The 25,696-nt window shown below is 42.4% G+C and carries 26 protein-coding genes and 1 pseudogene; 12 read left to right on the forward strand and 15 right to left on the reverse strand.

Translation table 11 applies throughout. The features are described 5' to 3' along the window. Nucleotides 1-139: 139 nt before the first annotated feature. From IM676_RS04370 to IM676_RS04385, 4 genes are all read right to left on the reverse strand, one after another. Complete coding sequence (locus tag IM676_RS04370) at nt 140-1,075, reverse strand: UDP-glucuronic acid decarboxylase family protein (protein ID WP_200989089.1); 936 nt, start codon at nt 1,073-1,075, stop codon at nt 140-142. A gap of 347 nt (nt 1,076-1,422) precedes the next feature. Further along, nucleotides 1,423-3,669, reverse strand: coding sequence for a cation:proton antiporter (locus IM676_RS04375; RefSeq protein WP_200989090.1), 2,247 nt, complete (start codon nt 3,667-3,669; stop codon nt 1,423-1,425). Between the two features lie 604 nt (nt 3,670-4,273). Next, nucleotides 4,274-4,939 (reverse strand): HAS-barrel domain-containing protein, encoded by a 666-nt coding sequence (locus IM676_RS04380; RefSeq protein WP_200989091.1) that lies wholly within the window; start codon nt 4,937-4,939, stop codon nt 4,274-4,276. 10 nt (nt 4,940-4,949) lie between these two features. Further along, nucleotides 4,950-5,141 (reverse strand): NAD(P)H dehydrogenase subunit NdhS, encoded by a 192-nt coding sequence (locus IM676_RS04385; RefSeq protein ID WP_200989092.1) that lies wholly within the window; start codon nt 5,139-5,141, stop codon nt 4,950-4,952. A gap of 293 nt (nt 5,142-5,434) precedes the next feature. On the opposite strand from IM676_RS04385, the pseudogene IM676_RS19720 reads away from it, so the two are divergent. Both IM676_RS19720 and IM676_RS04390 read left to right on the forward strand, forming a co-directional pair. Next, nucleotides 5,435-5,662 (forward strand): annotated as a pseudogene (locus IM676_RS19720) (hypothetical protein); the annotation flags it as partial. Continuing rightward, on the forward strand, nt 5,652-6,650 hold the full coding sequence (locus IM676_RS04390; RefSeq protein WP_200989093.1) for a serine/threonine protein kinase: 999 nt from the start codon (nt 5,652-5,654) through the stop codon (nt 6,648-6,650). The pseudogene IM676_RS19720 and the gene IM676_RS04390, both read left to right, overlap by 11 nt. Here IM676_RS04390 and rimM read toward each other — a convergent pair. The 3 genes from rimM to IM676_RS04405 all read right to left on the reverse strand — a co-directional run bounded on the left by rimM (nt 6,640) and on the right by IM676_RS04405 (nt 9,245). Next, a complete protein-coding gene (gene rimM, locus IM676_RS04395; protein WP_200989094.1) occupies nt 6,640-7,266 on the reverse strand; it encodes a ribosome maturation factor RimM in 627 nt (208 codons plus the stop codon). The genes IM676_RS04390 and rimM overlap by 11 nt on opposite strands. A 3-nt stretch (nt 7,267-7,269) precedes the next feature. Beyond that, nucleotides 7,270-8,553: a valine--pyruvate transaminase gene (locus IM676_RS04400; RefSeq protein ID WP_200989095.1), complete on the reverse strand. Its 1,284-nt coding sequence runs from the start codon at nt 8,551-8,553 to the stop codon at nt 7,270-7,272. Between the two features lie 194 nt (nt 8,554-8,747). Further along, a complete protein-coding gene (locus IM676_RS04405; protein ID WP_200989096.1) occupies nt 8,748-9,245 on the reverse strand; it encodes a hypothetical protein in 498 nt (165 codons plus the stop codon). A 166-nt stretch (nt 9,246-9,411) separates the two neighbouring features. On the opposite strand from IM676_RS04405, the gene IM676_RS04410 reads away from it, so the two are divergent. After that, complete coding sequence (locus tag IM676_RS04410; RefSeq protein ID WP_200989097.1) at nt 9,412-11,220, forward strand: serine/threonine protein kinase; 1,809 nt, start codon at nt 9,412-9,414, stop codon at nt 11,218-11,220. A gap of 27 nt (nt 11,221-11,247) precedes the next feature. Here IM676_RS04410 and IM676_RS04415 read toward each other — a convergent pair whose 3' ends face one another. From IM676_RS04415 to IM676_RS04435, 5 genes are all read right to left on the reverse strand, one after another. After that, a complete protein-coding gene (locus IM676_RS04415) occupies nt 11,248-11,910 on the reverse strand; it encodes a heterocyst differentiation related protein (RefSeq protein WP_200989098.1) in 663 nt (220 codons plus the stop codon). A 199-nt stretch (nt 11,911-12,109) separates the two neighbouring features. Continuing rightward, a complete protein-coding gene (trpA, locus tag IM676_RS04420) occupies nt 12,110-12,955 on the reverse strand; it encodes a tryptophan synthase subunit alpha (RefSeq protein ID WP_200989099.1) in 846 nt (281 codons plus the stop codon). A 58-nt stretch (nt 12,956-13,013) separates the two neighbouring features. Then, the gene (locus IM676_RS04425; protein ID WP_200989100.1) at nt 13,014-13,325 is read right to left on the reverse strand and encodes a DUF3007 family protein; all 312 of its coding nucleotides are present in this window, start codon (nt 13,323-13,325) and stop codon (nt 13,014-13,016) included. A gap of 23 nt (nt 13,326-13,348) precedes the next feature. Next, on the reverse strand, nt 13,349-13,585 hold the full coding sequence (ndhL, locus tag IM676_RS04430; protein ID WP_263973177.1) for an NAD(P)H-quinone oxidoreductase subunit L: 237 nt from the start codon (nt 13,583-13,585) through the stop codon (nt 13,349-13,351). Between the two features lie 700 nt (nt 13,586-14,285). Then, complete coding sequence (locus IM676_RS04435) at nt 14,286-15,197, reverse strand: lysylphosphatidylglycerol synthase domain-containing protein (protein ID WP_200989102.1); 912 nt, start codon at nt 15,195-15,197, stop codon at nt 14,286-14,288. A 286-nt stretch (nt 15,198-15,483) separates the two neighbouring features. On the opposite strand from IM676_RS04435, the gene IM676_RS04440 reads away from it, so the two are divergent. Both IM676_RS04440 and IM676_RS04445 read left to right on the forward strand, forming a co-directional pair. Then, on the forward strand, nt 15,484-16,050 hold the full coding sequence (locus IM676_RS04440) for a DUF6658 family protein (protein ID WP_200989103.1): 567 nt from the start codon (nt 15,484-15,486) through the stop codon (nt 16,048-16,050). 28 nt (nt 16,051-16,078) lie between these two features. Next, nucleotides 16,079-16,687 (forward strand): hypothetical protein, encoded by a 609-nt coding sequence (locus IM676_RS04445; RefSeq protein WP_200989104.1) that lies wholly within the window; start codon nt 16,079-16,081, stop codon nt 16,685-16,687. A gap of 12 nt (nt 16,688-16,699) precedes the next feature. On the opposite strand, the gene larC is transcribed toward IM676_RS04445, so the two are convergent. Beyond that, nucleotides 16,700-17,959, reverse strand: coding sequence for a nickel pincer cofactor biosynthesis protein LarC (gene larC / locus IM676_RS04450; protein ID WP_200989105.1), 1,260 nt, complete (start codon nt 17,957-17,959; stop codon nt 16,700-16,702). Nucleotides 17,960-18,126: 167 nt separating this feature from the next. On the opposite strand from larC, the gene IM676_RS04455 reads away from it, so the two are divergent. From IM676_RS04455 to IM676_RS04465, 3 genes are all read left to right on the forward strand, one after another. After that, nucleotides 18,127-18,777, forward strand: a complete 651-nt coding sequence (locus tag IM676_RS04455) for an L-threonylcarbamoyladenylate synthase (protein ID WP_200989106.1) — start codon at nt 18,127-18,129, stop codon at nt 18,775-18,777. Nucleotides 18,778-19,229: 452 nt separating this feature from the next. Then, nucleotides 19,230-20,450 (forward strand): HetZ-related protein, encoded by a 1,221-nt coding sequence (locus IM676_RS04460; RefSeq protein WP_200989107.1) that lies wholly within the window; start codon nt 19,230-19,232, stop codon nt 20,448-20,450. A gap of 305 nt (nt 20,451-20,755) precedes the next feature. Continuing rightward, nucleotides 20,756-21,238 carry a PD-(D/E)XK nuclease superfamily protein gene (locus IM676_RS04465; protein WP_200989108.1) on the forward strand — a complete coding sequence of 161 codons (483 nt, stop codon included), beginning with the start codon at nt 20,756-20,758 and terminating at the stop codon, nt 21,236-21,238. On the opposite strand, the gene IM676_RS04470 is transcribed toward IM676_RS04465, so the two are convergent. After that, nucleotides 21,235-22,062: a DNA adenine methylase gene (locus IM676_RS04470; protein WP_200989109.1), complete on the reverse strand. Its 828-nt coding sequence runs from the start codon at nt 22,060-22,062 to the stop codon at nt 21,235-21,237. The two genes, IM676_RS04465 and IM676_RS04470, sit on opposite strands and share 4 nt — an antisense overlap. A gap of 144 nt (nt 22,063-22,206) precedes the next feature. Here IM676_RS04470 and IM676_RS04475 point away from each other — a divergent pair, with 144 nt between their 5' ends. The 3 genes from IM676_RS04475 to IM676_RS04485 all read left to right on the forward strand — a co-directional run bounded on the left by IM676_RS04475 (nt 22,207) and on the right by IM676_RS04485 (nt 23,597). Further along, nucleotides 22,207-22,413: a DUF751 family protein gene (locus IM676_RS04475; RefSeq protein WP_200989110.1), complete on the forward strand. Its 207-nt coding sequence runs from the start codon at nt 22,207-22,209 to the stop codon at nt 22,411-22,413. 108 nt (nt 22,414-22,521) lie between these two features. Next, entirely contained in the window at nt 22,522-22,944 is a 423-nt protein-coding gene (gene rbfA / locus IM676_RS04480) for a 30S ribosome-binding factor RbfA (protein ID WP_200989111.1), read from the forward strand. 407 nt (nt 22,945-23,351) lie between these two features. Continuing rightward, nucleotides 23,352-23,597 (forward strand): DUF4327 family protein, encoded by a 246-nt coding sequence (locus IM676_RS04485; protein WP_200989112.1) that lies wholly within the window; start codon nt 23,352-23,354, stop codon nt 23,595-23,597. Nucleotides 23,598-23,921: 324 nt separating this feature from the next. Here IM676_RS04485 and IM676_RS04490 read toward each other — a convergent pair whose 3' ends face one another. Beyond that, on the reverse strand, nt 23,922-24,275 hold the full coding sequence (locus tag IM676_RS04490; RefSeq protein WP_200989113.1) for a hypothetical protein: 354 nt from the start codon (nt 24,273-24,275) through the stop codon (nt 23,922-23,924). Between the two features lie 223 nt (nt 24,276-24,498). Between IM676_RS04490 and IM676_RS04495 the strand changes: the two genes are divergently transcribed. Further along, nucleotides 24,499-25,383: a cation diffusion facilitator family transporter gene (locus IM676_RS04495; protein WP_200989114.1), complete on the forward strand. Its 885-nt coding sequence runs from the start codon at nt 24,499-24,501 to the stop codon at nt 25,381-25,383. Nucleotides 25,384-25,696: the final 313 nt, after the last annotated feature.

The following is a 25,696-nucleotide window of genomic DNA, read 5'->3' on the forward strand; positions in this document are numbered from 1 at the left end:
AAATATTACACTAATATCGCAAGAGCCGATAGGGATAGGGTGGTCTGAGCCATACTAAGTTAATTGCAAATCAGCAATAGAAACATAGTGAGTCTATAGGCTCATTCAGCACAACAGTAAATACCGCAAAAAATGATACTTAAGTACCGGATTTGATCCGCTCGCGGAAATCTTCCACTGTCAGCTTTAACCCCTCTTGCAGCGGTACAGTAGGTGACCAATCTAAAAAGGTTTTCGCTTTAGTAATATCAGGCTGGCGACGACGCGGATCATCAGATGGTAAAGGCTCGTAGTGAATTTCCACATCTGGGTTAACCATATTTTGTATAGTTTGCGCCAGTTCTAGAATCGTGTATTCACCAGGGTTGCCCAAATTCACCGGACCAACATAGTCACTATTCATTAAGCGGATAAATCCCTCCACCAAGTCGGACACATAGCAGAAACTACGAGTTTGGGAACCATCACCATACACAGTTAAAGGAATACCCCGTAAAGCTTGAACGATAAAGTTACTAACTACACGACCATCGTTTTCTAACATTCTCGGTCCGTAAGTATTGAAAATCCGCACCACGCGAATATCCACTTTATTTTGTCTGTAGTAATCAAATGTTAAAGTTTCGGCGATGCGCTTGCCTTCGTCGTAACATGAACGTATGCCGATGGGATTAACATTACCCCAATACTCTTCTGTTTGGGGATGAACTTCGGGGTCACCATAAACTTCGCTGGTTGAGGCTAGAAAGAATCTGGCCTTAATACGTTTAGCTAGTCCCAACATATTCAATGTCCCCATCACATTAGTTTTTACAGTTTTCACTGGGTTGTACTGATAATGTACTGGAGAAGCTGGACAGGCTAGATGATATATTTGATCGACTTCTAAGCGAATTGGCTCTGTAATGTCATGACGAATTAACTCAAAATATGGATGATTCATCCATCTGAGGATATTACTTTTACGACCTGTATAAAAGTTATCCAAACAAATAACCTCATGGCCTGCTGACATTAATCTGTCAATCAGATGAGAACCAATAAATCCAGCGCCGCCCGTTACCAAAATTCTCATATTTTTACAGAAAGTTTAGAAAGATTTGTAGTTGCCCTGGAAGTGAGGATGAAATCATCCGGTTTCTGTACCCAAATAAATATCGAACCAACAAATGTAACTTAGAAGAAACATTTTCATACAAGAGTAGTATAAACTGAATTTTCCCAATTTTAAATTTTACTGCTCAATAATTCATGGTAGAAAGATAGCAAACAGCCCCCTCAGATGGTCTGATTGGTCTGATAATTCATCAGATATGTATGATAAAATATCACACTCTTGCCGCCTTCAACTGAGGGTTTTGAACAGAATCAAAAAATCTACTCCTATCAACTCATTGACCGGAAAAATATAGACTGGAACGGTCAAACACCGTTTTTCTTGGGAACAGAGTTCGACCGGTAAATCTGGGGTTGTAACACTCCCTTTTGTCCTTGTTCTGGTGTTCCCAGCATGACAATAGAGCAGGTAAGTTGTCCAGCTAATTGGCTGGTGACATCACTAATAACTAACCCTCCGGGATTTGTCCGATTACGGATAAAAGGTAGGACTACTAAATCATATAATCTTGCGGCCTGTAAAATCGGTTGGGTAGGATTTTCATGAGGGATGATTTGAATTTCTGGGGGAATAGGTACGGCTAGTTGAGACATTAATGAGGCTAGGTGCGATCGCCTAGCGGCGATTTTCTCTGATAGCGATCGCGTGGCGTTAGCCATACTATTGTGGCTATGACTCCAGGAATGAAAGGCTGGAATCTTGCATACATTCAGTACAGTAACTACGGCGTTCTGATTCGCCTCGGCCAGCATCTGGGCAAATTGTACAGGTGGCAATGATGATGCTGTTAAATCTTCTAAGGGTACTAAGATCCGTTGAATTTTTTTTGGTGAGTCTACCAGACGGGTCACTGCTACCGGACAATGAGATGACCACAGGACGCCATCAATCACATTACCAAATAAACGCGCTCTCAACCCAGTACGTTTACCCCAACCCATGATGATTAAATTAGCCTTTTGTTCCCGAGCTGCTCTACTAATACCCGGAGCAAAAGCATCATCAATTCTCAGTAATGGTTCTACCTCTACTCCTAGCACTCGACTTTGTGCTGTGGCTTTTGCTAATAAGCGCTCACTGCGCCGCACAGAAGTGTCTAAATGTGGTGCATCCATGTTACTAGTGGCAGTGGCGATCGCTAATGGTATAATTTTACCTTGAGCTTGATGTGCTAATAATGCCGCCATTTCAATCAAGTACTGCTGACTTTGAGGATTATACACAGGTACAACTATGTTCATACAACTGTGTTTTGCTTGTGTGTTCTCCATAGCTAACGCCACGCTATCCCTATCAGATAGAGTTGGGGCTGATGTAGGAACGCCGGTAGACACCAAAGCCACAGCTGTCTGGCTGGTAATCCATGGTCCTACAATGGAGGTAACGAATGTTAACACCAGGAAACTGTTTAATACTGCTTCTGAGAGCAAACCAGTCCGATATCCCACAAAGGTGGCTGCTAAAGTTATCCCCATTTGGGGTATTGACAATGACCACATAGTCAGTATTTCCGCCCAATTGTAGTTGTAAAGCAGTTTTATGAATAAAGCTGCCATGAATTTGCTGCTAATTAAACCGACTACAATCAAAAGCGTTAATTCCAGGGTGGTAATACTAGTAATTAAAGCAGGTAGATCAATAATTAAGCCAAAATTAACGAAGAAAATGGGAATAAATAGGACACTACCAATAAATATCACCTTTTCTTTAACTGGCCCGTCGCCCAAGGCTGCATTCACCGCTAAACCTGCTAAAAAGGCTCCGACAATTGTTTCTACTCCCATCAATTGAGCACCCACCGTCGCCAGAAATACAGTCAGTAATACAAACAAAAACTGATGACCCTCGTCGTCTCTAAACTGGCGAAAAAATTCTTTACCCACAATAGTCAAACCAACCACAATCAGCATGGTGTAAATACTTAACCACATCAATAGGCGCATCAATGAGGCCCAGTCGAATAACCCTGTGTCAGCGGTCGCTATGCAAACAGCTAATACCAGTACAGCAGTGAGGTTGGTAAAGCTGGCTGCTCCCACGGTGATACTAACAGCTTCGTTATTTACCACCCCCAGACGAGTAATTATGGGATATGCCAAAAGGGTATAGGAAGCTAATAAACAGCCAATAAAAATCGAGGTGTTGTATTCAAAATCGAAAATCTCTCCTACTAAGATTCCCATAAGCAGGGGAAAAACAAAGGTCAGGATACCAAAGCCCAAGGATGGATGTTTGCGGCGGTAGAAATGCTTTAGTTCTAGTTCTAAACCAGCTACAAACATCAAGTAAAGTAAGGCAATGTCTGATAAAGGTTTCATCAACCCTGATTCTGCGTGCAAGAGATTCCACCCTGACTGACCCAGCACTAACCCAGATAAGACCAAGCCGATAAATCCTGGTAGTCTCAGCCGCTCAAAGAGGATGGGTATAACTAAGATAACTACCAGTAAAACAGCAAAGGTCACAATTGTTTCCTCGCCGAGAACCTGAGTAGTTGGTCTGGCTACGCCACGCAAGCTATCGGTGGACAGAAACTGTGATATTAGTTCCATGGATTTAGACTTTAAGGGGTTACGCCGAAGTTGTGATTACCTAGAAGGCAATCCACTCAAAATGATTAATTAACGTAAAATTCACCCTGGCGAAAAATTAAAAAAGCTATGGCTGTCGCTACGCTACACTATCACTCACACTACCTAGCTGACACTCCCTATACATACAATGCACCGAACCTCTTTAGGCTTGGGCTGTGGATGGTTCCCAAGGGGGATGTTTGTTATGGCTACGCCACGCAAGCTATCATGAGATGATGCAAAACATCCGCAGGTTTACCAGACATAAATATGGTGAGGACTCCATTAACCTTATGTCCCCACTTTAGCCAGCACAAGTATACATGGAGTACTCGCAGCTATTTGTAGAGACACTTTACTGAGTTATTATTTTAACTCATGTCAAGGGAAAGTTGAACAGTGAAATCTGTCAACCTGCCGTTACTGGAATTTAGGATTTTTACTACTTAGCTTTTTATATGTGCGCTTTAACGCTAATAGTCAGTGTATCACATCTTGACCTTTTGTTATATATTTTGGTTGTTTCAAGTTCTTTTTACAAGAGTAAACCCAGGGAGCTTACTGGCTTTCAGCCGTGAAAGTGTCAACTCATCTCAGGATGGATTTGACTTAAAATAAAGCGTAAGCGATCATAATCATCTTTTAACAAAATGCTCAGATGACGCCCAGCTTTGATCAGCCATCGTCGGTCAGCTTGGCGTAATTGATAGATATGGCGAATGGCCGCTGCTGTTAATGACTCTACTGGCGCACTAGTTAGAGAGAGCAATGTCCGTAAAAAATCTACTTCTTCCGTAAATTTGATGATGGTTTCTGACTCACACAGATAAACAGCTTGGTGAATTTGGGGAGGGCGGGGTGGTAGATACTGATATCTGGCTTGGTTTAGCCCTAGAGTCCGGGAGGAATGCTCAAACCCCACAATCACCGCTCGAAATTCAGTTTTCAACATGGCAAAAATCTGGGGTTGTTCCTCGCGTAAATCCTGCAATGACAACCCCAGGGCCACAGCCCGATGTACGGAATCTATGGGAGTTGTGGTAGCATGATACACCACAGCATAAATTTGATTGCCTGACTCTTCATCTACAGCACACACCCAACTACCAAAAGGTGGCATGGCGGGAACACTTAAGTCTTCCGATTCCAAGCACTGAGCCAGAAATTCAGTAGAAGCAGTTTCTATCACCTCGGCAATATGGCGGGGGTGGCGATCGCCTGTGTTAAACTGTGGTAGGGGTAGACGCATCTTAGTCGGGTTAACCCTTGCTGCCGGACTTGAGTGCTACCGGTTCCAATTCTGATAGACGAAAGGTAATTAATTTATCCCAGTTACCACCTTCAAATAGTACAGCTACCTTGCCATCGCTGACACGTTGTACAATTCCTTCATAGCGGTAATAGGTGTCTGCGGGATTCTTAACGATAACTGTTGATCCTGGCAGAATCATGATGTTTACCCTCGCTGTTTTACTGTTTTTGACACTACATTAACGGCAGATTCCTCTTCAGCCCAGACCATCAAGTCACCTTTCCCAATGGTCTGTAGAATCCGGGGAGAAATTTTCCCTATGGTGGGAACCACCAAAGACTTCCATTTTTGGTCATCTTGTCATCTTAGCGGACAGAGACACCAATTTGGCCTGACTTGCCATAATTACGTGCTTTACCTGACTAATTTTAACATATTCTCTGGTACTTGAGGTGGCGTAGCCATGCTTATGACTATTACGCACAATACCCCATCTTCACAGCCTCCCCTAACCCTAGTTCAGAGGAACTATAACCCAACATCCAACGTCCTTGATTAGTAATTTGGGGTGCTGATGATCCTGGGACACCAATTACCGGGGCGAAGATTTATGAACAAGCGTGTGAGAATGGCAAACACATCAAAATTATTCCCATTCCTAACGCTGGTCGCTCGCCCTTGACCAAATCAGACGCAGATGGTGTGTGTAATGGAGCTTGATGTACATAATCCCACAAGCAATTCCCTCAGTCATAGCCATGATTTTTCTCAGCTGGGCTATGAACTGATCAAAGAACTAGGAAGGAACCGGATAGAGGGGCGCATTACTTACCTGGCTAAGGTCTGTAAATCCGATCAACAGGTGGTAATTAAACAGTTTAATTTTGCTCATACCAGTGCAGACTGGTCAGGTTTGAAAACTTACGAACGGGAAATGGCAGTTCTGCAACAACTTGAGCATCCCCGTATCCCCAGCTACATAGACTCCTTCGCCACGCCAAATCATTTTTATCTGGTAGAAGAGTATAAAAACGCTCCTTCCCTGGGGTTAAGACGCAGCTTTCAGCCCGAAGAAGTCAAACAAATAGCCCTATCAATTTTAGAGATTTTAGTTTATTTGCAGAAAAGACCCAACCCAATTATTCATCGGGATGTTAAACCAGAAAACATCTTAGTTGATGAGGATCTCAACGCTTACCTCGTAGATTTTGACTTAGCTTGGTTACAGGAGGCGAAAATGGCTCTTACCAGCATTGCGTGTGGAACCCCGGGTTTTATGCCCCCAGAGGAGCAACTTGGTCATCCCCTTACCCAAGCTACAGACCTGTACAGTTTAGGGGTAACATTAATGTGCCTACTGACTGGTACTCCTTCTATAGATATTTGTCAATTGATGGATCAGCAGTATCGGTTTAATTACCAGCAACTACCTCCCCAACTACATCCACGGTTTAAATCGTGGTTGATGAAACTAATGAAATTGAAGGGTAAATATCGCTATGCTAATGCATATCAAGCTTTAAAAGCACTGGAAAAAATTCCAGTTACTTGTGCTGCTCATAACATAAACACTTTACCCAGGTCAATCAAACTCAGACAAAAAACAGCAGTGCTATGCCTCACCATCACAGGGATGCTAGCAGTGGCCACAACAACCTTCATACTTTCCCATAACACTGAGGTAGCCCAGCCATTGACTACCGAGTAATGGCTAATTCCAACAACCCGGGGGGGGGAGTAATTTCAATGCGACGGGATGATAAATCTACCACCGGGGCAATCTCTTTGACAAATGGGATCAAAACAGTTTTGGGTGATTTTTCTGGCTTTCCAGGTTCATTTCCCTCATGCATCTCGACTTCCAATAAATCGTTACCAGCAGAAATTACATCTACCACCTCCCCCACAAGTTTCCCTGATTCTTGTATGAAAACTAATATACCCAATAAATCAGTGACATGATATTCATCTTCACCTAATTGCGGGCGATCGCTTGCGGGTACCAGTAACATATAATCACGCAGGGCTTCCGCTTGATTGCGATTTTCCACCCCCGCCAAAGAAATCACACACAAATTTTTACCTTCCACATAACGTCCCGATAACAACTCTACTGGTTGTGGTTCCCTGTCACCAGGATGCCATAACCAACGTGTTCCCGGAACCTCAAACCGTTCTGGAAAATCCGATTGGGGATAAACCCGCAACTCTCCAGACAAGCCTTGAGGTGCGACGATTTTACCAATTTCTAACCATTCATCCAGATTAGGCACTGGCGTAATTTTTTGCTTGGCGGTTTTTGCGCCTTGGGCTTTGGTTTTCATAATTTAGGCATTCACTACAGCACGCTGATAAACTTGTGTAGCCACTTGTGCCAAACGTTCCATAGCTATGGCAATTTCCTCATCACTACCAGTCAGACTAATGCGTAAACATTGGTGCTTGTGATCCCATTCTTCCCGCAGACCTGGGAAAAAGCTACTACCAGGAACCAGAATTACACCTACTTGCTTTAGTTCCTGGTAAAATTCCCAGTCAGTAATGGGTAGATCCTGAAGCCATAACCAAGCGAATATAGCACCTTCACCGCGATGGAGGAACCAAGGTAAATTTTGGGGCATGGACGCATCTAAAGTATTTTCTAGCACAGAAAACTTTTTCTGGTAGAAGGGACGAATCACTGCTTGAGCTATTTGGGCTAAAGCACCGGAGTTGATAGCACTAGCGGCTATAGCTTGTCCATAGCGTGAGGGATGAATACACAAGTTTGTCTGAAAGCACTCCAAGGCTTGAATCATACTTTCATCCCCAATGGCAATACCTATACGTTCCCCCGGTAATCCTGCTTTGGATAAACTCATGCAATGTAGAATATTACCACCGAATACAGGTGTCATTTCCGTGAAGTTCAAAGCTGGGAAAGGAGGCGCATAAGCTGAGTCAATTAACACAGGTACATCGTGAGGTGCCGCTAAAGCAGCAATTCTTTTTACTTCATCTTGGGTGAGAACATTACCCGTGGGGTTACAGGGACGAGAAAAGATCACGCAACCGGTATTTTCTGTAATTGATAGCTGGCTAAAATCTGGGCGGTATTTAAACCTGTGAGCCGGTCCATCAATATCTAAAGTCGGTTTATATGCGATTAACGCTTCCGGTTCTAAACAGACACCCCCATAACCTGTATAATCGGGGCTGAGGGGTAGAACAATTTGCTTCATATCGCCTTGACTTGTGTAACCGCCGAAGGCGTTAGCAGCGTAGAAGTAGAGGCTTTGACTACCGGGTGTAATTAAAATATTCCGATCGCTTAAGTTTAAACCATATCGTTGATTGAAGTCATTGACGATCGCCCCAATCAAGGGTGCATAGCCTTGACTAGAACCGTAACGACAAACCACTTCACCATATTCCGAACTAGCCAATAATTGAGCCGTGCAATCTCGCCATAACTGTTCTACCTCTGGCAAAATCAACGGGTTACCCGCGCTCAAATTAATAAATTCTTGCCCCCCCCCAGCTTGCAAAGTTGCGATAATATCTTTCATAATCGCTCTAACGCCAGTTAGGTTAGACATTTGAGCGCCAATTTTTGTGAGGGCAAGGTTCATAAGCTTTGTCAAAATAGGGATGAGGTAGAAATGGACAAAAAAATGATTAAGTTTATGATAGCGGCAGGTTTGCCACCTGTAACTAATGTACCAATCTCAAGGGAAAAAGTAATTTGGAAATTTTATGTTAATTTACATTCAAGTCATCAAAAGTTCCTCTGACTAATTATTGAATCAAGATAAAAATCACCCACCTACTGACTGTCATCCCCTGGTAAATTCCCAAATACCTGGGCAACTAAATCCCGAGTCTTATCTTCCAAGCGTTGCCAATCAACCTCCCCCGCCTCATCAATTAAACTAGGATCAATATTTACCCCTGTACTGGCATCAGTGTAATTTAGAAAACATACTTGATAACAAATTTCCCACAAATCTATACTTACCATTTGCTGTTGACGCTGCAAAAGCAAATGGTATCCTGGATGAGGCATTGGTAGATCAGTAAGAGTAGCGCGAATTTGTTGTGTCTTTTCTACCGTTGCAGTTTCCATTTCTTGCAACAACTGAGTTACCAAAGCCTTAACTTCATCACTAGTGTTGGCCGGCCAAATCAGGACATCCTGGTAAGTGCCTTTCCAAGTAGAGTTGTCAAGACCCTTGCGAATATTATCGACCACACGAATAAAAGCAGGTTGCATCAGCAGTTCAGCCTGCTGCCATGTGACTGGGTTAGTGATTTTCGGCGGCATTGGTAGTCAACAGGAACACTAAATTGTCAACAAACTGTCTAAGTTTATTCAAAAAACTAACTTTTTAGTTTAAATCTTTATCCCACAATAGCGGATTTCATCCCCTAAAATTGGGAAATACTTAATTATGGGGAAGATCAGTAAGTAATAACTCTGAGGGTAGAATATGATCGGTAAGTTGTTAGACCATCGTTACCAAGTTATTCAAGTCCTGGCTCAAGGGGGCTTTGGTCAAACCTATATGGCCCAAGATACCAAGCGACCAGGCCATCCTATATGTGTTGTTAAGCACCTCAAGCCTTTAACCTCCGACCCTAGAGCTTTTGAGACAGCCCAACGTTTATTTAACAGCGAAGCGGAAACTTTAGAAAAGTTAGGGCATCATGACCAAATACCCCGGCTACTGGCTTACTTTGATGAAAACCAAGAATTTTACCTAGTACAAGAATTTATTGGGGGACACACCCTAGCTGCGGAACTCATACCCGGTCAGCCTTGGAGTGAAACCCAAGTCCTGGAACTGTTGCAAGGAGTCCTGGAAATCCTGGAATTTGTTCATCAAAAAGGTGTAATTCACCGTGATATCAAACCCGACAACATTATCCGGCGCGCCTGTGACCAGAAATTAGTCTTAGTAGATTTTGGGGCAGTCAAGCAGTTAACATTACCAATGCTCACCATTGGGGGAAAAAGTACTGCTACAGTTGCCGTGGGGACTCCCGGCTATATGCCTACAGAACAAGGCCAAGGTAAAGCCCGCCCTAATAGTGATATTTATTCCTTAGGCATCATTGCTATTCAAGCCCTTACAGGAGTACCAGCGCTGGAATTAGAAGAAAACCCCTACACGGGAGAACTGCTATGGCAGCATTTAGCAAACGTCAACTATCCCTTGGCTACAGTGCTGACCAAAATGGTACATTATCACTTCAAAGACCGTTACCAAACTGTCACAGAAGCATTGCAAGCTTGTAACAATATTCATCTAGTATTTAAACCGCCTACAAATCCAGGATCTCCTCACCATCATCACTATCAACCCACTCCCTCTTTATCTCCAGTATCCCCAGAAAAAACAGTTGCAGTAGCCCCGGCAAATTTTGTTACTGTCAAACCAACTACTCGCGAACCTGACAAATTTGACCCGTGGCCGTTCTTGATTGGTTTATTTTTTGCAGGTGGGGCGGCGGCTTTAGTTACAAATATATATCCTAATTGGCGGAATCTAGAAGGCAATACTACCAGAAACAACTGCTCGGCTGTGGTTGCTGGTAATTCTAATGTTCGTTCTCAACCAAGCTCTCTTGATTCTGATAATATTTTGCGAAAAACTACTACTCCTACGGAGTTTGAGGTCACAGGTAAGCGGACGAAACTAGGTTGGGTACAAGTTAAATTGAATTCTGGTCGTTTGGCTTGGACACATCTAGATGTAATTACCAATCATGAAGAGTGGGTTGCTTGTCTGGTAGATAAAGGTATTGCTATTAAAACAGTGGATGATGGTCATTTGATGACATTGCCACCTGTCCCTCAGATTAAACCAGCACAGAGATTACCAGAATCAGCGTCTACCAATGATAGTCAAACAATTCCAGAAAAAGCTTTACAGGAGTCTGAACCAGGGGATTTACAAGCCTCCCCACCGAGGTCTATTCCTGGTATGGCCGCTTCTGGACTGAAACAGACAGTGGCTATGATTCATCAGTGGCAACAGGACTGGGCTAAGTCCGAGGCACTATTTAATGATATTAATAGAGCTATAGAAGACGGTGAATGGGACAAAGTTTTAGATTATAAAAATCATCCCGAAAAGTTGCCTAATACTCAGTACTGGCGAGACAAAATACAATCCTTATTTCAACAAGCAGACAAAAATATCACAGAAGAGACATCGCCAAAAGTACACCATCAGCCAAGCCCAAAAACTCAACCCCTGACTGAAAAGAGGGGAGAGTTGCAGGGAGGTGAATAACCATCAAGGAGTTTCAACCCTGTTCCCTTACTGCATCTGGTCATATTCTCGGGTTTCAAATCCTCTGGACTCCATCCGTGAAGAAGGCAAAAATTCAGCGCGACGTACAGGTGCTAAGGGTGGGGTTGCTCCGTGGTAAGGATGTATAACTTGTACTGTACGTCCAGGACGGTGCCGTGGTCCAAATAAAGCAAGTACACCAGCGACTACAACACCACCGCCAATGGTGAGAGTCGCCCCTCCTACTGCCCAAATGATGGGGGAATACCACCAAGGATCTGGAGTTTGAGGCTGTAATGCTTCTGACGGAAATTTTTGGCTATTTTTTTGAGCTAACTGTACCTGCTCGTTCTGCCAGTTTTGGAATTGGAACTGGAGTTGTTGGTTTTGCGCTCTGAGTTGTTCGTTATCGCTTTTTAAGCGTTCCAGGTGCATATTTAGCCGCTCCATTTCTACCCGCTGCTCGGGACTAGCCTGGGAGGGCGGTTGATTGGGTTGAGGAAAATGTGGACTCACCCAAGGCGAATACATTTGGGGTTGGGGCATGATGGGGGGCGCTATAGTAGCCGGTATCTGGGGAGCAGAAACAGCGAAATTACTTTGCATGGGAGTATCCGCGCCCCTGAGCAAGACAAGGGCCGCTAGTCCGGCTACGGCAACACCGCCGATAAATGCCATACTCTCGCTCATCGCTTTTGCTCCTCTGTTACTAGTGACTGACTCACTCTCACACTCATCATAATTTGCCTACTCAACTTCACATAACACTCAACTATAAGCGACAGGACTGGCTAGTTTTTTTACAGCTTTTTTCTGCTGTTAATATTGAAAACTATATTTGCTCAATTGTCCAGAATGTCACTGTCACAAAATTATGCTTTCATTAGTTTTAACCAACTTTTTCCTCAGGCGCAAGTTGTGTATTGGCGCTGTTATCTGTTGTTTTTATGGCAGCCTTAAGATTTTGACAAAATTGAGCGATCGCATTTAGTCCCTGTTCTGGTGTACCTTCTGCTAAACGTTTGACAAAGGCGCTACCCACAATTACCGCATCTGCTCCCCATTCTCTAACTTGACGGGCTTGTGCCGCTTCAGAAATACCAAATCCCACACCGATGGGTTTATCTGTAACCTGACGTATTTGTTGCAGTAATTCTGAGACGCGTGACTCCATTTGAGTGCGCATTCCGGTAACACCAGTGACACTGACCAGATAAATAAACCCTTGGGAAGAGCGAGCGATGGCTTGAATTCTGGCAGGGGAACTGGTAGGAGCCACCAACAAAGTTAAGTCAATACCTATTTCACTTGCTGGTTGCAGTAAGTCTGTTGCTGACTCTAAAGGTAAATCGGGAACTACTAATCCTGATACCCCAGCCGCCGCAATTTGCCCGAGAAACTTGTCAATGCCCCGGTGCAAAATGGGATTGTAGTAAGTAAACAGGATAATAGGCGATCGCAAGCTGGGAGTTGTCCCTTGCAACATTTCTAAAACCTGTTCTAACTTTGTCCCTCGTTCCAAAGCGCGGGTAGCCGCTGCTTGAATTACCGGGCCATCTGCCAGAGGATCGGAGTAAGGAATACCCAGTTCAATCATATCGGCTCCGTGACGATCCAGAACTTGCAAAGCTGCGGCTGTCGTTGTTAAATCTGGGTCTCCAGCAGTAATAAAGGGAATCAGAGCGCACTCTCGATTTCGTCCCAAGGTGTTAAAGCAATCAGAAATCGCGGTCATGTATTCAGAATAATTATGAGTCAGTGGTTAGTTGACAATTGACTTATCAATGATAACTTTACACCTGACTTTGTTCTTCTTGTGCGATTTGTGCCTGAATTTTGGCCAGTTCTTCAGGACTAAGTTCATCTAGGCTTTTTTGGAGGAAGGCCTGTTCATACTGTTCCCGTTGTTGATGGTAGGTCATTTTATTTCCCACCGCGCGGAATATATAGGAAGCCAACCAGCCCAGTAGACCACTGACTAGTAAGACTTGGCTCCAGATTCCAGCTTGTGTCGCATCTAAACCCACTAGCTGTAATCCTATATATGCCAAACCACCAGCAATGAAAACACCCAAGCCAATACCAATAGCATCAATGCGTCGCATGAGAGTTATGACCTACCCATCTTTTAAACTTCAATCTGTCTAGGCCGGGGTCGCAGATTCACAAACGGTGATAACAGCAATAACCCGGGCAAAAAGAAAAATACCATAAAGTACATCACAGTCCGCTCAATGGAACTAGCTACATACCAGCGCTGTTTCAGGTACAGCATCACAGCGATAGGGATTACTAACAGGTAAGCTCCAGCCAAAGCCAGATACAGCAGGGCTACAATCATATATCTTCTTGTGAGGTGGACAATAGCATGAAGTGCATCTATTCCCCATCATAGGCTAAAGCCCATCCCCAGAGCAAAGTCTAGCTGTGGCAGTTATCAATTTGAAGAAATTGTTTGTATATTCTTGACATAGATGCTAGAATCGCAAAGGCAACAAAAAAGAGTGGAAGTTACAAAAAATTGGGCAAAAGCCAGATAAACTAACAAATCTGAAAAAAAATCTCAATTTAGTTGTACAAAACACTTTTTTGATGCTAAGATAGGCAAGGTAAAATTCCTAGCTTGAATAAGAGTAAACCCTAATATATATAGATATGGGGGTGTGGCGGAATGGTAGACGCTACGGACTTAGAAAACTGAGCCTTGATAGAGAAATCTTTCAAGTGGAAGCTCTCAAATTCAGGGAAACCTAAATCTGTTAACAGATATGGCAATCCTGAGCCAAGCCGAAAGGGGTACTGAGTGTTAAAACTCACAACTAATCGGAAGGTGCAGAGACTCGACGGGAGCTACCCTAACGTTAAGCCGAGGGTAAAGAGAGAGTCCAATTCTCAAAGCCGTGGGTTGTCAAAACCAGGCAGTAGTGAAAACTGCGAGAGAATGAAAATCCGTTGACCGTAAAAGGTCGTGTGGGTTCAAGTCCCTCCACCCCCACTAAAAAACTAATATACAAGTAGACCTGCTTACTTGAACATAGTAGGCAGGTTTAATTTTTGGCACACATCTAGGCGATGCGTTCATCTAGGGAAGCTAGGGCAGCGCCGGCAGTTTCAGCCATAATACTGACGAGACGATAAAAAACGATGGCACTAATTATAACGGCAGAAGGAAACCGATGCTGTAAAAGAGCGATCGCCGTCACTTCAAACACACCCAAACCCCCAGGCGCACCCGGAAGCAAAAAACCTAACAACCAAGAAAAGGAAAAAGCAGCTAATAATAATGGCAATTGGTTGAGATGCAATGGAGTCAGAGCAAAAACAGTTAAAACAAACCCAGAACCACGCAAGACTAAAAACCCCAATTCCCCCAACAAAGCCCGCAGGGGATAAAATTTCACTTGGAAAGGAACATTAGGCTCAGTAGTAGACCGGTTCATCTTGATTTTTTGACACAAGCAAATCACCGTATTTAAAAATCGGGGATGAACAGCAAGCAGCACCACAGCCAAACTGAAAAATTGTAATATTTGCACAGAACCGGCAGTATAATCAGGAGCAAATTGATTACCGAAGATAATAGTCATAATTAAAGCCGCCGCCGCCATTAATAGGGGTTCGAGCAATACGCTTAAAGTAGCAGCACTCATAGGAATCTGAGCATTTTTCGCTGCCACAATTCTGCCATAATGATGCCAGATATTACCAGGTAAATATTTAGCAATATTTGTTTTGAGGTAGACCTGAATAAATTCCACACATGGTACTGGTTGATTTAAATCATGGAGAATCCAAGTCCATATCCAACCACCCCAAATATGCGCTAGTAAAGTTACCCCTGTAGCTATAGAGAGGATTGCCCATCCTACTGCATCAACTTGGATTGTTATCACTTCATACCAATAATTCTTGAGGGCTTTCCCCAAAAAAAATAAGGTGACACCTAAAATTAGTCCGCGTAAAATTTGCTTCGTCATTTGCCAGAAATAAATATATCTTAAATCACCCGAATCTAATTAATTGCTGCGATTAATCTCTCCACAGTTAGATCATACTCTGATTTTAGTAGCAAGTATAATGTTACCTACGCTAGAGGTTAAGTGATGGTTTTATTTCTAATCTTAAGGGGGGTGATAAAACATAGATGTTTGTAATCCAGTAGTGAGTAAATAGAGAAGTTAGGAAGCACAGATAAAAACAGAGGAACTTGACATCACTAATGAACTAAATGGGTGAACTATTTTCCTGGAAAAGGAGGATTTGATGAACAATATGATAGCTTTCTGGAAAAAGTTAAAACTACGCCAGATGATGATGATCTTTGTAGCTGGTCTATTGTTGATAGTTACTACTGCTTGTAGTGGAGCAAATCCTCAAGGGGCAAAACCCCAAAATCCTCCAGTCCAGGCTGGTGGTGCTAACAATCCCTATAAAGGTGGTGGAGACAAATATACCAAATATAGGATGACTACAGATACTAAAGCGATAGAGTCAGAAGAGAAAAAAGAAACTCAAGGAGCTAGTTTACAATCAGATTTACAAGTTTTGATAGCCATAAGTAGAGACTCCGAAATACTTTACCCTGGTGCGGATACACCTCAAGGTAGAGTTGAAAAAGAAAAAGAATTGCCTATGATCACTGACAAAAACTTTCAAAGACCAGCCCCTGGTGGTTTGATTCAAAGAGAACCGGATCTAGGAACTCGCATTCAAGAACGGGTGGAAACAGTGCAGGATTCAGTTAAAGAAGCCTCTAATTTTTTACAAGAAAAAGCAAAAGAAGTCGGTTCGAGACCTGAGTTACGAAAAAATCCAGCAGTGGGTAAGTAGAAATTTCAAAGCATTGGCGAGTAAAGTCATGAAAAAAGTGATTAATTGGCTGAGAAATATTCGTCCTGTGAAAATCTTCACAGTGTGTATAGCCCTAACATTCCTGTTAATGACACAGGCCTGTAATCGTCCAGGAATAGCTCAACAACCACCGCAACCCAGTGGTCAACCGCCTAACGTGGAACGCTATGACCCGACACAAATTTATGAACTTAACACCCCCGAAGGTGGAATGAATAACTTTAGTGATGTCGATCCTAGAGCCAAAGCCGCAGAAAGAGCAGCAAATGCTAGAGCCGCAGAATTAGCGAGAAATGCGCGCAGAAATGTTGAACTCAAAGGTGTTGATAGTTCGGAGCAATATATTCGCAATTATCAGGAGGGTGCACCTTTAGATGAGCGGGTCAGGCGTCTGGGGGAGGACATTGGTAGTTCTGCTGAGGAATTAGGTAAAGGTGTAATGAAGGGGACTCAGCGCGGAGTAGAAAATATTGAGAAAAGTACTGAACGTACTGCCGAAGACTTGACTACAAATGTCCAACGCGGCGCTGAGGACACGACAAAGAGTCTTCAACGCCAGGCGGAGGATGCAGCCGACGCAGTGAAAAGGAGAATCAGAGAAATTGATATGGATTAATACCGGCTAAAACTAGTTGTGATTAACTCCAGATTTATGATGCTGTATATACCAAGCGTGTAATGCTAATCGTTGAACTTCGCGCCAGGGGATATTATGCTTTCGAGCTAATTGTGCACAATCTTCATATTCTGGTTGAACCTTAGCAATACGCTGATCATGTATTAGTCCGTGCCATGCTACTTTAACCCTAACTGTGCCATATTCGATGTTTACTGATTGAATTTCCCGTGGTAAGGTCACTCGCTGTTGAGTAGTGCGGCGAACTCCTAAAGTAGTGGTTTCGCGAAATAAAACTGCTTCACAAGGGAGTAAATTCTCTGGATGGCAAATGACAGTCAGTAAAATCCCCGGGCGGGACTTTTTCATTCCTATGGGTTGAGTAAATACATCCACTGCACCAACGGCAAACAAAGCTTCAAAGACATAGCCGAGGACTTGGGGATTTAAGTCATCAATTTGGGTTTCAAGTACGGTGATGGTTTCTAAATGGGGATTATTGGTATCTTCAAAATTATCGGCGGAATCGCCCAGCCACAGACGTAATATATTAGGGATAGGTAAATTAATCGTTCCTGCTCCCAGTCCTACCTGTTTGATGGTCATGGGTGGCGGTGAACCGAACTCTTTAGTTAGAGTAGTAACGATGGCGGCGCCGGTTGGTGTGACAAGTTCCTGATCAATGCCATTACTAAAAACTGGACAATCCCGCATTTCCCATAATTTCAATACTGCTGGTACTGGTACAGCCATTTCACCGTGGGCTGCGCGCACTGTTCCCCCACCTGTAGGTAAGGCTGAACAGTATAGCAAGGGTAATCCTTGATCATTACTGGAAATCCCTAACCAATCCAAGCCCAAGCAGGTACCGACAATATCGACAATTGCATCTACAGCGCCTACTTCATGGAAATGTACCTTTTCTGGCGCGATACCATGCACTGCACCCTCAGCTACTGCTAGCTGTCGAAATACTGCCAAACTCCAAGCTTCTACCCGTGATGGCAAGTTAGCTTTGCAGATGATTTTTTCAATTTCTGGCAGGTGGCGGCCGTGATGGTGATGCTTATGTAATAAATCTACATGAACTTTAGTCGCCTGTTGACCATGGCGTTGCACAAGTTCGGCTCTGAGCTGATAATCTTGGTCAATACCCAATTTATTGAGTGTTTCACTGAGATATTCCACGGGGACGCCCAGACTAACTAAAGCGCCAAGGGACATATCACCGGAAATTCCTGTGGGACATTGAAGATAAGCAACCTTACTCATATAGATAACTTCAACAACTTTATTTTTAGACTTTGCACAATTATTCTGATGTAAATCATGGCCTATTTAGGGCAGGGGCTCATCTATATCGGTGACAATATGTTTAGCGCTTAATTTGATATTTTTCCTGGTTGGCGCAATTGTCCACCTCTGATTCAAAATTGGCTATGGCAAAAATTTTCGCTGTCCATCCTGATAATCCACAAACTCGACGTATAGAGGAAATAAAGTCAGCGCTCTCTAGTGGCGCAGTGATGCTCTACCCTACAGATACAGTTTATGCTATTGGTTGTGATTTAAATGCCAAGTCGGCAGTAGAACGAGTGAGGCAAATTAAAAAGCTAGCCAATGATAAACCACTGACATTTTTATGTTCTTCATTATCAAATGTGGCAACTTATGCCTTTGTCAGTGATACGGCCTATCGGATTATGAAGCGCTTGATACCTGGTACTTACACTTTTTTACTACCTGCTACCAAGTTAGTACCCCGACTAGTACAAAGTCCCAAGCGCAAAACTACTGGGATTCGTGTACCAGACCATCCGGTATGCTTGGCATTGCTAGCAGCATTGGAAAATCCGATTATTTCCACTTCGGCACATTTACCGCCAGATGATGAACTGGTAGGGCTAGATTTACAACCTAGACTGTCGCGGATGGAACTGTTTGACCGTTTGGATAATTTAGTAGATTTAATTATAGACACAGGTGAAGAATCAACTTATGAAGTGTCTACGATTTTGGATTTAACGGGAGACGAACCAATGATCACAAGGCAGGGGTTAGGTTGGGAAGCAGTAGCGGCTTGGATATAAAAAAACAAAGTACACAGATTTATTTTTTAGTTTCTAGATACATGTCATAGAAAAGCTAAAGTTTTGAGATGGGCATACTTACATTATCTGGCGCTGGTTAAAATACGATGGCAATAAATATAGATATAGCAAGTCTTTAAACCACATTTCAGGCGTGGTCAGTATCTATTTGTCATATCTAACCTGCTGGTTGATATATTGTATTTCCTGTTCTCATAGGTACTCTTACATCTGTGGTTGATTAACTCTTGCGTGTATTTCACTCAGGCGACAACAGCTATAAGAGGTCACACATCATTTTCCGTGTAAATTTTTCAATTGCCTACAGTCTTGTATCTGAGCAGTGCTGGCAGTGGGTTTTGAGAATGCTAAATATTTCTCCAGCCAAGGCTGGCCTTATTTGCTGTACCTGCGTTGTAGTTATGGTGCAATACCACACTCACCGAAAAGTCATGAAAGCCAACCTTGTAAATCTACCAACTTCAAAATCTGCTGTTTTCTCCAATGTTGCGCCGGCAGAATTGCTCCCAGAGGATGAGAATAGCTTGAGACAATTTTTGTATCAAGAAATGCTTTCTGGTGTGAAGGCGGCATCTGATTGTATACAAGCAGTATCCCAGCGTATAGCTACAGAAGTTGAACGAATATGTCATAAAAGCTCGCGTATCCAACAATCTGGTGAAGTCCAGTCATGGCAAGTTAATTTAGCTAGGCATCGCCTGCAAAAGTGCCTGCATTACTACCAACTAGGTTCCCGGCGGGGGCGAGTGGAATTACATAGTACTTTAGGTGCTATGGTTTACCGTCATGTGTCCATTGCTGGTTCAGAGTTGGGGTTTAATGCTCGTTACACTCTGATTGAAGATTTTTTACAAGCGTTTTACATCGAAGCTATTAAGGCTTTCCGCCGGGAAAACCAATTGTCAGAAGATTATCAACCCAGGACTCAGTTGCAATTGGCAGAATACATGGCGTTTACGGAGCAATATGCTAAACGTCGGATTAATTTACCAGCTGGGAATAATCAGCAATTGATTATCCTCCGCGCTCAAGGTTTTGCCCGTCGTCAGCCCCAGGAAACTACTGTAGATATTGAAATGGCGGTGGAAACTGCTAAGAGTGAAGAGGCAGAATCTTATCAGCGCAACTCGGCGTTGCAACAGATTAGATCCCAGATGGTTGCTCAAACTAACTTTGATCTGTCCGATGAGTCGGAACGCGATCGCGTAATTGCGGAACTGGCAAAATACCTGGAGTCTCAAGGTCAGTCTGACTGTGTGGACTACCTGAAGCTGAAATTACAAGACCTCTGTGCCCCAGAAATTGACCAAATTCTGGGTTTAACTAGCCGCCAGCGCGACTATCTACAACAGCGTTTTAAATACCATGTGGAGAAATTCGCCAAGAACCACCACTGGCAATTAGTTCATCAATGGTTGGGTGCGGGTTTGGAGCAAAAGTTGGGCTTAACTTCTGGACAATGGGACATCTTTGTGAGTGTGTTATCTCCTGAGCAGCAACAGATTTTGCAGTTGAAAATTACTCGACATAGTGATCAGGCGATCGCTAAAGCGATAAAATGTACACCTAAGCAGCTGCAAAAGCGCTGGACTCAAATGCTAGAAGTGGCATGGGATATTCGTAATGGCGAGAATCATGTGCAAGCCAGTTAAAACCAAATTTCCCCCAGATCAACTTCTCTTAATTCCCCATCAATAACTACAAAAAATTACCTCTGCTACTCACAAGGGGAAGATGGGGAAATTATTGCAAAAGTCAAAAGTAAAATGCTGATTATCCAATGGTTTTGGAGTTTTATCATCTTCTGCGACCCCTGTTCCTTATGGTCAAAGAATACTATTTGTTGTTGATGAATTTACCTCAGATCACAAAATTAAAAATTTATTAACCTAGTATTTACTGTTGCTTGCAGGAAATCCTAAAATCAGGAAATCTTGTCAAATCAAGCAAAATCAACATGAGTCAGGGCGGAAGGGCAGTTACATCTGGTAATGTCTTAGAAAACTGTGTGGAAGGTACTTTGCAGGGACATGGATATCTTCAAGTTGGCTGTGATTTAGCGAGAAAACAGCGCCTTGAATATCTATTACGCCCGAATAATATACCCAAAAGATATGCAAGACAGGTTTATATCGGACCAGGAATTTATGGTAGCGATATAAATGTAGATTTTTATATTATTGGTAGCGGTCCAGTTGCTTCTGGACTGATTATTGAATGTAAATGGCAGCAAACTAGTGGTTCAGTAGATGAAAAACTTCCCTATCTCAACTTGAATATTCAAAACTGCTATCCCACACAAGCAATGGTCTTAATCGATGGTGGAGGCGCGAAACCACAAGCCATCTCATGGTTACAAACACAAGTTGTTTCTAATCAAAACTTATTAGCAGTTTTTGACTTGAGAGGCTTTATTACCTGGTCTAACAATAACCTTTAATAGGAAGTTACTAATAGTTCACTTATTTGTCCTCGCTTTTTAGGATTACAATTAATTGACCTGCTGGCTGATATTGTATAAATCTGGAAGCCGCCATAAAGTTGGCGAATAAATTCACAATCTGAATTAGACAGCATAACTTTTACTCCCCGCCGAGCTAGTTCTTCAAATATCTCCTTGAGTTGAACTTGTTGGGTTTCACCAAAGCAATAGTGGCTATAAGCTGTGAAATAACTGGTTGCACTGACAGGATAGTATGGGGGGTCAAAATAAACAAAATCATTACTGCTAGTGGCATGATTTAACACATCTGTAAAATCTGCTTGTTTAATTTCCGCGCTATGAAGGGCTGCTGATGCTGCTCGTAGTATATCTTCAGGGCAAATATTAGGATTTTTATATTTTCCCAGAGGGACGTTAAATTTACCTTGAGAATTGACTCGATACAGTCCATTGAAACAAGTTTTATTCAAATAGATGAAACGAGCAGCTTGTTCTAAGTCAGTCCCTCCCGGTGAGGCTCTGACATGATAGTAATAGTCTTGACTATGCTGCTGATGATGTGCTTGTAACAGACAGATTAATTCTTCAACACTATCCTTGACACAGCGATAAGTTGTAATTAATTCGGTATTAATATCACTTAATATAGATCCAGGGGGATGGAGATAGAAAAAAACCGCCCCACCTCCTAAAAATGGCTCATAGTAGGTTTGATATTCCTGGGGAAAATATTGATTATATTGTGTGATTAACCGAGCTTTACCACCAGCCCACTTTAAAAATGGACGGGTCAAAATTTTGGCAGATATTTGACTTACCATTGATTCCAACTCAGCTAGTAAACATCAGAATTATAGGGGAGGAAGCATATTTTATCTGAGTTGAGTAATTTTTTGGCTGCATAGATTACAATAATATCAATGTCAAAGCAAGTGTAATTGTATAACAAGGCAGTATATATTCAAATGTTTGACGGATTTTGGGATAACGTCTTTCGCTACCCGCGCTACTTTGTTACTATCCTCTTAGGGGTGTTTATCAACACGGTGGAGCCATTAATGCCATTGTTAAAACGCCCTGTAACCCTGATTGCTCTTTTAGGTTTGTTGGTGGGTAGCCTAGTGTTTGTCAGTCTTACCCTGCGGGCGATGCTAGGCTTGAGTACAGTGTAAGCTCAAAGCATCAGGTGTTGATATGTTGGGCATTGAGCGCTTGTAACTCTCCCCTGTGCAATTTATATATAATTATGTCGTACAACCTCTGTGAGGAGGCAAAACTTTATGGCTACTAGTCGCCGCGTTTCCCGCGTTGCTGAATTGATTAAACGGGAAGTTAGCCAAATGCTACTACACGGTATTAAAGATGACCGTGTTGGTACAGGTATGGTCAGTGTTACTTATGTAGATGTTTCTGGTGATCTCCAACACGCCAAGGTCTACGTTAGTATTTATGGTACGGAGTCAGCTAAGTCAGAAACAATGGCGGGTTTAAGGTCTGCAACTGGTTTTATCCGCAGCGAACTTGGTTCACGAGTAAGGCTGCGTCGCACACCGGAAGTGATTTTTATTGAAGACGATTCTATAGAGCGTGGGACTAAGGTACTCTCGCTTTTGAATCAACTGGAGTATGAGCGATCGCCAGAAAATATCTCAGTAGCAGATAGTACCGATGAAGATGATCAATCTTCTTCAAGAAGTCACTGACTAACAATCTCACCGAATTATCTACGCTGACGAAGCCCCTGGCTTTAGCCGTGGGGTTTCCTCAGCAGCTTTGGGCTACCTTGGCAATACTTTGTTATAATTGGTTTATAAATCCTCGGGAACTTATGGTGTAATCCCAAGTCATTAAATATACTCTTAAAATTAACTTACTAGCAAGTTAATTCAATTTGGCGAAAAGCACTAATTCTAGTACATCTGGACTTCAAGTCACAATTTATTGACATTCTTAACATTTCTTTAGATAATTTGAAGGTGTATAGCGTCAAAATAAGATTAGTTCCGTATAGCAAACTACAAAACCCTAGCCACAAGTCTGATGCTGTTCATATTTGTTCCTAGCGTTTGATAGGAACAATGTCTACTTGTAAACTTTGTGAGTAAAAATCATGAGTGTGAATACGGTGCCTTCTATCAATTACTACTCCTACTACTCTTTAGATTTGATTCAAGATGAAGCACGCCAGCTGGTACAAAAGGGAATTGTTAGTCGACAACAGCCCATATATACATTGTGTCAATACATACCTGCTAGAGAGTGGGTATGTGTGGAATATGAGTTAGAAAGATGTGACTTTTTATTACGCGATCGCATTGGCGATCTAATTGGCCGAGAAGAATGGGAAAATGACTAATTATTCTATGGTGAACGCCATGGGATCACTATCAGAGTGGGGATTTTCTGTTTATTGCGGATGTTTGTAATTGACAGCAAGCAATTGAATAATCAATTGGAGGGGATAATCTCTAGTTTTTAAATGTATTTCCTCATCCACAATCTAAGTTTTTGCACTAATTTCACGAGCATTAGAACCTGAACTTATACAATTTTGCTAGTTAGGAAGGGGTGGACGCAATTTTTGGTTGAGATGAGCCACCCTATGACTTAAGTATCTTAATATAGATTTAATATCCGTAGTAGTTGAACACATGAAACTGCTGCGGTAATTTTTTGATAATTAACCTACCTGTTCTAAATACTGGTGAACATCTTCAAGAATTTGTGTCAGTTCAGCTTCTGTAGTTAAGCGAATATTCAAGTCGCGTACCGTCAGAAGAACTTTAGCAGCAAAGGGACTCGGCCAAATGTTGGGATTACAAAAAATCTCTAAAAATACTTCACCAGTATAGCGATACTCTAAGGGAGGGTGAGGGGTAACTTTACCGACACTAGGATGGGATTTAGAGGCCACAGCTTTGAGACTTACCATTAATTCATCTATGGCGGCCTTTAATTCCCGTGCTTTTTGGGGGGAAAAACCGAAGGAGACAGAACCGGAAATCAGATTCAGTGTTAAAGGAGTGGAAGACATGAGCTATTTTTCAACAGTGATAGCGTAGGGTGGCGTAAGCCATATGATATTACCTATGTTACTAGTATTAGAGCCAAGTTTATCTGTAAACAATTGCAGTAAAGTAGCTGAAAAACAGCAATTATAGCCAGATATAGGCAACAGTTTGTAAAAATATTACACACTTAATATCGGTTTTAAGTTTTACATTATATGTCATAGCAACAAATGTTAAATATGTTTTATGACTAAAGACAACCGCCCGGAAGTACAAAAGGTGTTAGTTTCCACCCTACTGCTGAATCTTTTGGTGGTAGGATTGAAAGGATTTTTGGGCTATACTACAGGCTCTTTGAGCTTGTTAGCTGATGCCCTACATAGTATGACAGATGGAGCCAGTAATATTTTAGGCTTAGTTGCCAATAGATATTCAGCGCCGGAACCAGATAGAGAACACCCTTACGGACACCAGAAATTTGAATCTGTGGGAGCTTTAGGAATTGGGGTTTTGTTGGTGATCGCCTGCTTTGAAATTCTTCAAGGTGTAGTGGAGCGAATTACTCAAGGTAGTGAACCTGTAGAGATATCCCCAGTAGAGTTGTGGTTATTACTTGTGGTACTAGGTATCAATATTTTTATAGCTTCTTACGAGCGTCGGGTAGGTCAGCGCCTAGGTAGTGCAATTTTGATTGCTGATGCTACACACACCATGAGTGATGTTTGGGTGACCATTTCTGTAATTGGGGGTTTGATCGGGGTTTGGCGAGGTTATGAATGGTTAGATGTGGTGTTAGCTTTTCCTGTCGCTTTGTTAGTCTTAGGGAGTGCTTGGTCAGTGTTCAAAACCAATTTACCTTGGCTGGTAGATCAAATGGCCATCGCACCAGAAACCATTAAGGCGATCGCTATTGGTGTTCCTGGGGTGATTAATTGTCATAACATCGCCTCGCGGGGTGTTTTAGGTCGCCAACTGTTCATAGAAATGAATTTAATTATAGATGCCGTAGATGTAGAAACAGCCCATAGGATTAGCACAGAAGTAGAAAGGCGACTAGAAACACATTTCAGACCCACTAGGATTTTAATTCATATCGAGCCGCCAGCATACCAGTCTGAGGAAATCAGGTAAACCTTGACACTCCCCACCTTAGAGATAGATATAAGTTGGAAAAATTGATAATTTATATTAAAATGTAACTATAATTAACATTATCTAAAGTTTATTGACCAGGCTTTAAATACTGTTTTAGGCGAAAAAAACAGCAATTTCACATAAATTGTCAACTACTACTGAAGACAGTCACCAGTCGTTAGTATCAAGGCAATTAATTATGTGTATCCTATAGTTATGCACCGAATAAAGGACTATGGAAATCCAAGTATTAGGAGTGTTGGAAGGATGAAACGGGACTGCTAAATGACAAGTTGAGACCTAGTCTCAA

This window comes from Anabaenopsis elenkinii CCIBt3563 (assembly GCF_015245355.1).
GTDB classification, from domain to species: domain Bacteria; phylum Cyanobacteriota; class Cyanobacteriia; order Cyanobacteriales; family Nostocaceae; genus Anabaenopsis; species Anabaenopsis elenkinii.

Bases quoted from the DNA above. Each gene is read 5' to 3' on its own strand.
- IM676_RS04465 (WP_200989108.1), top strand. From the start codon at position 20,756: ATGAGTCAGGGCGGAAGGGCAGTTACATCTGGTAATGTCTTAGAAAAC.
- IM676_RS04400 (WP_200989095.1), bottom strand. From the start codon at position 8,553: ATGAACCTTGCCCTCACAAAAATTGGCGCTCAAATGTCTAACCTAACT.
- IM676_RS04455 (WP_200989106.1), top strand. From the start codon at position 18,127: ATGGCAAAAATTTTCGCTGTCCATCCTGATAATCCACAAACTCGACGT.
- IM676_RS04495 (WP_200989114.1), top strand. From the start codon at position 24,499: ATGACTAAAGACAACCGCCCGGAAGTACAAAAGGTGTTAGTTTCCACC.
- IM676_RS04410 (WP_200989097.1), top strand. From the start codon at position 9,412: ATGATCGGTAAGTTGTTAGACCATCGTTACCAAGTTATTCAAGTCCTG.
- larC (WP_200989105.1), bottom strand. From the start codon at position 17,959: ATGAGTAAGGTTGCTTATCTTCAATGTCCCACAGGAATTTCCGGTGAT.
- IM676_RS04440 (WP_200989103.1), top strand. From the start codon at position 15,484: ATGAACAATATGATAGCTTTCTGGAAAAAGTTAAAACTACGCCAGATG.
- IM676_RS04490 (WP_200989113.1), bottom strand. From the start codon at position 24,275: ATGTCTTCCACTCCTTTAACACTGAATCTGATTTCCGGTTCTGTCTCC.
- IM676_RS04485 (WP_200989112.1), top strand. From the start codon at position 23,352: ATGAGTGTGAATACGGTGCCTTCTATCAATTACTACTCCTACTACTCT.
- IM676_RS04385 (WP_200989092.1), bottom strand. From the start codon at position 5,141: ATGATTCTGCCAGGATCAACAGTTATCGTTAAGAATCCCGCAGACACC.
- IM676_RS04405 (WP_200989096.1), bottom strand. From the start codon at position 9,245: ATGCCGCCGAAAATCACTAACCCAGTCACATGGCAGCAGGCTGAACTG.
- IM676_RS04415 (WP_200989098.1), bottom strand. From the start codon at position 11,910: ATGAGCGAGAGTATGGCATTTATCGGCGGTGTTGCCGTAGCCGGACTA.
- IM676_RS04475 (WP_200989110.1), top strand. From the start codon at position 22,207: ATGTTTGACGGATTTTGGGATAACGTCTTTCGCTACCCGCGCTACTTT.
- IM676_RS04370 (WP_200989089.1), bottom strand. From the start codon at position 1,075: ATGAGAATTTTGGTAACGGGCGGCGCTGGATTTATTGGTTCTCATCTG.
- IM676_RS04390 (WP_200989093.1), top strand. From the start codon at position 5,652: ATGGAGCTTGATGTACATAATCCCACAAGCAATTCCCTCAGTCATAGC.
- rimM (WP_200989094.1), bottom strand. From the start codon at position 7,266: ATGAAAACCAAAGCCCAAGGCGCAAAAACCGCCAAGCAAAAAATTACG.
- IM676_RS04380 (WP_200989091.1), bottom strand. From the start codon at position 4,939: ATGCGTCTACCCCTACCACAGTTTAACACAGGCGATCGCCACCCCCGC.
- trpA (WP_200989099.1), bottom strand. From the start codon at position 12,955: ATGACCGCGATTTCTGATTGCTTTAACACCTTGGGACGAAATCGAGAG.
- IM676_RS04375 (WP_200989090.1), bottom strand. From the start codon at position 3,669: ATGGAACTAATATCACAGTTTCTGTCCACCGATAGCTTGCGTGGCGTA.
- rbfA (WP_200989111.1), top strand. From the start codon at position 22,522: ATGGCTACTAGTCGCCGCGTTTCCCGCGTTGCTGAATTGATTAAACGG.
- IM676_RS04435 (WP_200989102.1), bottom strand. From the start codon at position 15,197: ATGACGAAGCAAATTTTACGCGGACTAATTTTAGGTGTCACCTTATTT.
- IM676_RS04445 (WP_200989104.1), top strand. From the start codon at position 16,079: ATGAAAAAAGTGATTAATTGGCTGAGAAATATTCGTCCTGTGAAAATC.
- IM676_RS04470 (WP_200989109.1), bottom strand. From the start codon at position 22,062: ATGGTAAGTCAAATATCTGCCAAAATTTTGACCCGTCCATTTTTAAAG.
- IM676_RS04460 (WP_200989107.1), top strand. From the start codon at position 19,230: ATGAAAGCCAACCTTGTAAATCTACCAACTTCAAAATCTGCTGTTTTC.
- IM676_RS04425 (WP_200989100.1), bottom strand. From the start codon at position 13,325: ATGCGACGCATTGATGCTATTGGTATTGGCTTGGGTGTTTTCATTGCT.